9 protein-coding genes are annotated in these 6,074 nt (G+C 62.0%); 1 reads left to right on the top strand and 8 read right to left on the bottom strand.

Going from position 1 to position 6,074, the window contains the following annotated elements:
• From ruvB to EOA86_RS18490, 7 genes are all read right to left on the bottom strand, one after another.
• The coding region (gene ruvB, locus EOA86_RS18460; protein WP_128342979.1) for a Holliday junction branch migration DNA helicase RuvB at positions 1 to 742 on the bottom strand (742 nt) is incomplete at its 3' end.
• A 43-nt stretch (positions 743 to 785) separates the two neighbouring features.
• The gene (ruvA, locus tag EOA86_RS18465; protein WP_128342981.1) at positions 786 to 1,406 is read right to left on the bottom strand and encodes a Holliday junction branch migration protein RuvA; all 621 of its coding nucleotides are present in this window, start codon (positions 1,404 to 1,406) and stop codon (positions 786 to 788) included.
• A gap of 27 nt (positions 1,407 to 1,433) precedes the next feature.
• On the bottom strand, positions 1,434 to 1,853 hold the full coding sequence (locus EOA86_RS18470; protein ID WP_128342982.1) for a type II toxin-antitoxin system VapC family toxin: 420 nt from the start codon (positions 1,851 to 1,853) through the stop codon (positions 1,434 to 1,436).
• Positions 1,831 to 2,100 carry an AbrB/MazE/SpoVT family DNA-binding domain-containing protein gene (locus EOA86_RS18475; RefSeq protein ID WP_095517992.1) on the bottom strand — a complete coding sequence of 90 codons (270 nt, stop codon included), beginning with the start codon at positions 2,098 to 2,100 and terminating at the stop codon, positions 1,831 to 1,833. Before EOA86_RS18475 ends, EOA86_RS18470 begins: the two co-directional genes overlap by 23 nt.
• 56 nt (positions 2,101 to 2,156) lie before the next feature.
• Positions 2,157 to 2,666: a crossover junction endodeoxyribonuclease RuvC gene (gene ruvC / locus EOA86_RS18480; RefSeq protein ID WP_128342984.1), complete on the bottom strand. Its 510-nt coding sequence runs from the start codon at positions 2,664 to 2,666 to the stop codon at positions 2,157 to 2,159.
• A 303-nt stretch (positions 2,667 to 2,969) separates the two neighbouring features.
• Positions 2,970 to 3,500, bottom strand: coding sequence for a DUF1465 family protein (locus tag EOA86_RS18485; protein ID WP_128342985.1), 531 nt, complete (start codon positions 3,498 to 3,500; stop codon positions 2,970 to 2,972).
• Positions 3,501 to 3,862: 362 nt separating this feature from the next.
• Positions 3,863 to 4,267, bottom strand: a complete 405-nt coding sequence (locus EOA86_RS18490; RefSeq protein ID WP_128342987.1) for a hypothetical protein — start codon at positions 4,265 to 4,267, stop codon at positions 3,863 to 3,865.
• Positions 4,268 to 4,613: 346 nt separating this feature from the next.
• Between EOA86_RS18490 and EOA86_RS18495 the strand changes: the two genes are divergently transcribed.
• Positions 4,614 to 5,165, top strand: a complete 552-nt coding sequence (locus EOA86_RS18495; protein WP_128342989.1) for a DUF2269 family protein — start codon at positions 4,614 to 4,616, stop codon at positions 5,163 to 5,165.
• Between the two features lie 56 nt (positions 5,166 to 5,221).
• Here EOA86_RS18495 and EOA86_RS18500 read toward each other — a convergent pair whose 3' ends face one another.
• Positions 5,222 to 5,992: a sulfite exporter TauE/SafE family protein gene (locus EOA86_RS18500; protein ID WP_127210164.1), complete on the bottom strand. Its 771-nt coding sequence runs from the start codon at positions 5,990 to 5,992 to the stop codon at positions 5,222 to 5,224.
• Positions 5,993 to 6,074 lie beyond the last annotated feature (82 nt).

The following is a 6,074-nucleotide window of genomic DNA, read 5'->3' on the forward strand; positions in this document are numbered from 1 at the left end:
CTTCGTCGGCGATCTGCCGGTCGACATGACCGTCGCCGGCGACCGAGGCAAAATCGCGCACGCGGCGCAACAGCCGTCCGGCGATGCGCGGCGTGCCACGCGCCCGTCGCGCGATCTCCAGCGCGCCGTCGTCGCCGAGCGGCATGCCAAGAATGCGGGCGCCGCGCCGCACGATCTGCTCCAGTTCCTCGACGGAGTAGAAATTGAGACGGACCGGGATGCCGAAGCGGTCGCGCAGCGGATTGGTCAGAAGACCGAGCCGGGTGGTGGCGGCGACGAGCGTGAAGCGGGCTAGGTCGATCTTGACCGAGCGCGCCGCCGGCCCTTCGCCGATGATCAGGTCGAGCTGGAAATCCTCCATCGCCGGATAGAGAATTTCCTCGACCGCGGGGTTGAGCCGGTGGATCTCGTCGATGAACAGCACGTCGCGGTCTTCGAGATTGGTGAGCAGTGCTGCGAGATCGCCGGCCTTGGCGATGACCGGGCCGGAGGTCGAGCGGAAATTGACGCCGAGCTCGCGCGCCATGATCTGCGCCAGCGTTGTCTTGCCGAGGCCGGGCGGCCCGACGAACAGCACATGGTCGAGCGCCTCGCTGCGGCCCTTGGCGGCCTCGATGAACACTCTGAGATTGGCCCGCACCGCCGCCTGGCCGACAAAATCGCCGAGCGTCTGCGGCCGCAAGGTTTGCTCGGCATCTTCGCCGCGCTTATCGGGAGCGATGAGGCGTGGCGAAAGGCTCATGCCGCTTTCCTTGCACAGGGTAGGGAACGGGACAAGCACAGTCTCACCGCGCCAGTTCCTTCAGCCCGAAGCGGATCAGCTTCGATGCATCCGCATCCTCGCCGGCGCTTTTCAGCGCAGCCGCCACCGCATTGGCGGCGATGTCGCGCGAATAGCCGAGATTGACCAGCGCCGAGACGGCGTCGGTGATCGGCGCCGGTGCGACGCCTTCGCCGAGTTCCTGCTTCAGGCCGATGATGCCGGAGGCAGTGCCCGCATAGGCTGGCGCCTTGTTCTTCAGTTCGGTGACGATCCGCTCGGCCACCTTCTTGCCGACGCCCGGCGCGCGGCTGACCATGGCAATATCACGCAGCGCGATAGCATTGGCGAGATCGGCCGGCGCCAGCGTCGACAGAATAGCCAGCGCCACCTTGGCGCCGACGCCCTGTACATTGCTCATTAACAGCCGGAACCATTCGCGCTCCAGCACCGACTGGAATCCGTAGAGCCGCAGCATATCCTCGCGTACATAGGTCTCGATGAACAGCACCACCGCCTCGCCGGGGGCCGGCAAGGCGGCCAGCGTGCGCGTCGAGCAGTGGGCGACATAGCCGACGCCGTGCACGTCGATGATGCAGAAATCCTCGTCGATCTCGTCCAGCGTGCCTTTGAGCTTGCCGATCATGCCAAAGCTCTCATGGATACAGGCCCCTCATGGATAGGTTTCAGGAGACATGATATCGAGATCCGGAAAGTAGCTGCGGTAGCGCGCGGCATCGCGCGTCAGCAGACGATGCCCAGCGACAACCGCATGGGCTCCGATAAAGAAATCCGGCAGGGTTCGTTCGCGGACCCCGCCAGCGCGGCGATAGCGGGAATGCGTTACACCGGCGAGGAATGCCGCTTCCCATGGCAAGAGTTCGCGATCCATCTTAAGCGTTTCGACTGCTTTACGGAGTGCCGGCTCGGTCGCTATCAGCGGCGCGAGTTCGGACCAGACGATTGTATTGATGACGAGTGTACCATCGCGCCGGCATGCTGTGATCGCTGACGCCGACCACTTCGTCTCCTGTCCGGCAGGACCCCAAACATCGATCAGGACATTTGTGTCAATCAATGTCGAGATCTTCACGTGGACCCCTCAGCCACTCCATATACTCGTCCGTTGTCATGCCTCCCAAGTCCAACGTGCCGGCCATATGATCGAGCAGCTGGCTGAATTTGCGAGAGGCCTCTTCTTCGGAAATGTTTTCGTTGACCGCAACAACACGAGCGCCGTCGTCTGTGGGCACGAACTCCACCTCGGAGCCCGGCCCAATCCCCAAATGATCCCGTATCTCCTTTGGGATCGTCACTTGGCCTTTGCTTGTCACGCGCATGGTAATACCTCGTTGGTATTACTTATTGCTGAACCGAGAACAGGTCAAGAACAAACTTATCCGGCCAGCGCCATCCTATAGGCAACACTCTGCCGATGATGCGCGTGGCAGATGGCAATGGCCAGGGCGTCGGCGGCATCGTCGGTGTCGAAAGTCGCCTTCGGCATCAGCACCTTGACCATCATGTGGATCTGCTTCTTGTCGCCGTGACCGACGCCGATCACCGCCTTCTTGACGGCGTTTGGCGCATATTCGGCAACGACCAGGCCGGCTAGCGCCGGCACCAGCATGGCGATGCCGCGCGCCTGGCCAAGCTTCAGCGTGGCTGCCGCATCCTTGTTGACGAAAGTCTGCTCGACCGCCGCCTCGTGCGGCATGGCGGCATGCAGGATCTCGGCGAGCCCATCATGCAACTGGCAAAGGCGCGTCGCCAGCGCCGCCTTGTTGTCGGAACGCACGGTGCCGGAGGCGACGAAGCGCAGCGAATTGCCGAGGCTCTCGACGATGCCCCAGCCGGTACGCCTCAGCCCCGGATCGATGCCGATGATGCGAATCGCTTCCCCCATTCGCCAAGTCTACCCTTGGCGGACAGCGATGCCAGCGAAATGTGAACAAACCAGAAACAGGGTTCCCACAGCGTCCCATAGGCTGTTTGAGAAATTCGCTCTGACGAGGCAGATGGCGTGGTTTTCGAGTACCGAAGCGGAGCGGACATTTGGGTCCGTGCAATCGGAGTCGATTTTCGGAAAAGGATCATGCGCAAAATCTAAGCGCTACAGCGTCCTTTGCGCGTCGCTAGACGCGCGGCGCTGTACGCAAGCGCAGAAAACGGCGCCGGTGTCGTCGGAGTAGAATTATCACGCAGCCTGTCAGCCGCGGGCGAAAGCCGTGTTCAGCAGCGTGATCTGATCGGAAACCGGATTGACGGGGTGGCCGGATGGCGAGACCTCGGCCACGGCGTTGCCGTAGATTTCCTCGTCCATGCGGCGCACCAGCGCCTGCAGGCGCAGCGAACGGTTGACGAGGTCAAGAAAATCCTTGGGCAGTTCGACCCAGCCTGCGGCATCGTTGTTGGCGGAAGCGGTGTCGAGACGCACCTTGGATTTTTCGGAAGCAACCTGATCGCGGGTCATCTCGCCGGAATTCGCCGCACGCTGCAAAAGCAGCCAGGAGGCGACCTGCATCAGCCTCGTGGTCAGCCGCATCGATTCGGCCGCATAGAGCGTCGCCGCCAGCCTGGACAGTTTCTTCGCCTCGGCCCGGCCCTTGCCGTCCAGATATTCGGCCGCCTGCTCGACCAGGCCCATGCCTTCCTGGTAGAGCGGCTTGAAGGATTGGGAGAAAACCCGGCGCTCCGCCAGCTTGATGGTTTGCGCGCTTCCCTTCGAAGGATCGTTCATCGATACGCCCTGCACTTGCCTTACAGCCGGCCGAATCGGCGTCATCGCCGTCACGCCCTGCACCCTATATGACCGAGGCTTGAAAATGCGCTTCGCCGCCGGTGAAGGCAAGCACATGTTTAACAAACGGTTAACGACGGCGCAGGCACCGGCAATCCGGATCGCGGGCAAAAAAAGAGCCGCGGATAAGGCGGCTCTCAGGAGTTTAACAGGGAGGCGTCAAACAAAGTGGCTCCAACCACTCGGTAAGAATCCAGATCACTGGATGCACATAGTAAACGCCTGTAAAGCTTAATGAAGCCTTAACGGCGCGGATATTTTTTGATCAAGCGCCGCCCGCCTGTGCCGTAACAGCACAATACTCAGGCCTTTTGCGCCTCAGGAAGCCGCTCGGCTTTCCACACCACCGGCAGTGCGATGTAGGCAAAGAGCAGCAATCCCGCGTAAAAACCCATCGAGGACGTTGCCACCAGCGGCTCGATCGCCGGGTTGCCGGCAAGCATGATGTAAAGGCCAATCAACAGGCCGATGCCACTGATTGCCGTCAACCAGAAATGGACGGTGGCAAGCCTCTTTTCCGCGACTGCCGGAAACAGATGGTAGAAGAAGGCAAACACCGCCGACATCAGCCATCCGGCCACCATGATGTGGGCGTGGGTCGGCATCTGCGCATGGTCTTGGCTGATCGCCATCTGGAGGCCGAGCGCCATCCCGAACAGTGCGTAGACGACGGCCAGTGTGAAGAAATTTCGTGCTACCTTTTGCATAGTATCCCCCGATTTGCCTGTTCCCGTCATGGGAATGGGTTGAATTCAGGCGGTCGACCCGCCGCCGGGTCCCGGCATCGGCTCATTTGCATCGGCAATGTTTCTGGACGATGCCGCATCGCGCCCCACCCTTCCCGGCGTTGTCAGAATAGCAGGAAACAGCACGACGCGCTGGCGCAATCGCTGAACGATGCCGTCACGGCCGTATCTCCTACGACACCGAAACAAAGCTGCCTCCCACGCGACATCGTTCCGAAACAGGCGCCGCGCTAAACGCCCTCTCCTCGCCGCGAGATGGAGCAAATATGCGCCGCTCGCAGTCGTCAAATATCCAAGGAGGGGAACCATGGATTGGTACTTGATCATCAAATTTCTGCATGTCCTCTCGGCGATCCTCTGGGTCGGCGGCGGCTTCACGCTGATGGTGCTTGCGGTGCGCGCCGACCGCGCCGGAAACATTGAAGGCATGCTGCAGGCGATGCGCGCCACTGGCGAGCTGGGCAACAGGTTCTTCGCGCCGATGTCGATGCTGACGCTCGCCTTCGGCCTCATCATGTGCTGGTTCTGGGTCGGCTTCTCCGCCCTGTGGATCTTGATCGGCCTTGCCGGCTACGCGACGACTTTCTGCATCGGCATGTTCATCTTCAAGCCGACCGCCGACCGCATGGCGGAGATGATCGCCAAGGACGGCGTGACACCGGCGGCCCTCGCCCAGGGCCAGCGCATCCTCAACGCTGCACGCGTCGATTATTCGGTGATGCTGGTGATCATCGCCGACATGGTGCTGAAGCCGACGCTGAACGATGTCACTATCCTGGGCTGCATGGCGCTGGTCCTGACCACCGGAATTGCCCTCGCCCTCGGCGGAACGCGCCGGCTGGTGCCGAGCGCCGCCTGAAATCTGCCGTGACGCTGCCGGCGGCTCGGCTGCCGGCAGCTTCCATGGCTAGCGCTTTAGAGAAGGCCGGAAATCCCGTCCCACAGAAGCTTGACCGCAACGACCGCCACGGTTGCGTAGGTGAAGGGGTAGAACAGTTCCGGCCGCATCCGCCGGACCAGCCAGGCGCCGGCGATGGTCGAAAGCGGCGCCAGCGGTACCAGAACCGCCGAGGCGGTCAGGTTGGTGGTATCGAACTGTCCCAGCGCAAAATAGGGGATGAGCTTCAATGCGTTGGTGGCGGCAAAGAAGATTGCAGCGGTGCCCGAAAGCACTTTCGGATCAAGCCGGATCGGCAGCGCATAGACCTGAAAGGGCGGACCGCCGACATGGGCGACAAAGCTGGTGAAGCCGGCGACCGTCCCCCAGAAGGCAGCAGCCGCGCGGTTGGGCTCGGCTGAGTGGCTCGCACCGTGCCGCATCTGTAGATAGACCCAGCGAAGCACGAAGAGAATGGCCACCGCGCCGACGATCAGCCGCACCATTTCCGCTGTCACTAGCGCCGCGGTCAGCCAGCCGAGGCCGATGCCGATCACCGCCCCCGGCATCATGTCCGTAAGCATCTTGCGGTCGTAGACACCCCACCATGTCCACACCGAGACGATGTCCATCAGGCATAGAATCGGCAGCAGGACGGCGGCGGCCTGCACCGGCGGCATGGCCAGCGCCATCAGCGGCACCCCGATGAAACCGACCGCACCGCCAAAGCCGCCCTTGGACAGACCGACCAGGATGACGGCTGGAATGGCGGCGGCATAGAACCAGGGATCGAGCAGAAGACCTGACATCGGCGGGGAGCAGTTGGAGGGAAAGCGTATAGACGCTGGAATAGCCGATAAAGTTTCGCGCCGCGACCGCAAATGTGCACAC

Source organism: Mesorhizobium sp. M5C.F.Ca.IN.020.32.2.1, from assembly GCF_004023105.1.
GTDB classification, from domain to species: domain Bacteria; phylum Pseudomonadota; class Alphaproteobacteria; order Rhizobiales; family Rhizobiaceae; genus Mesorhizobium; species Mesorhizobium wenxiniae.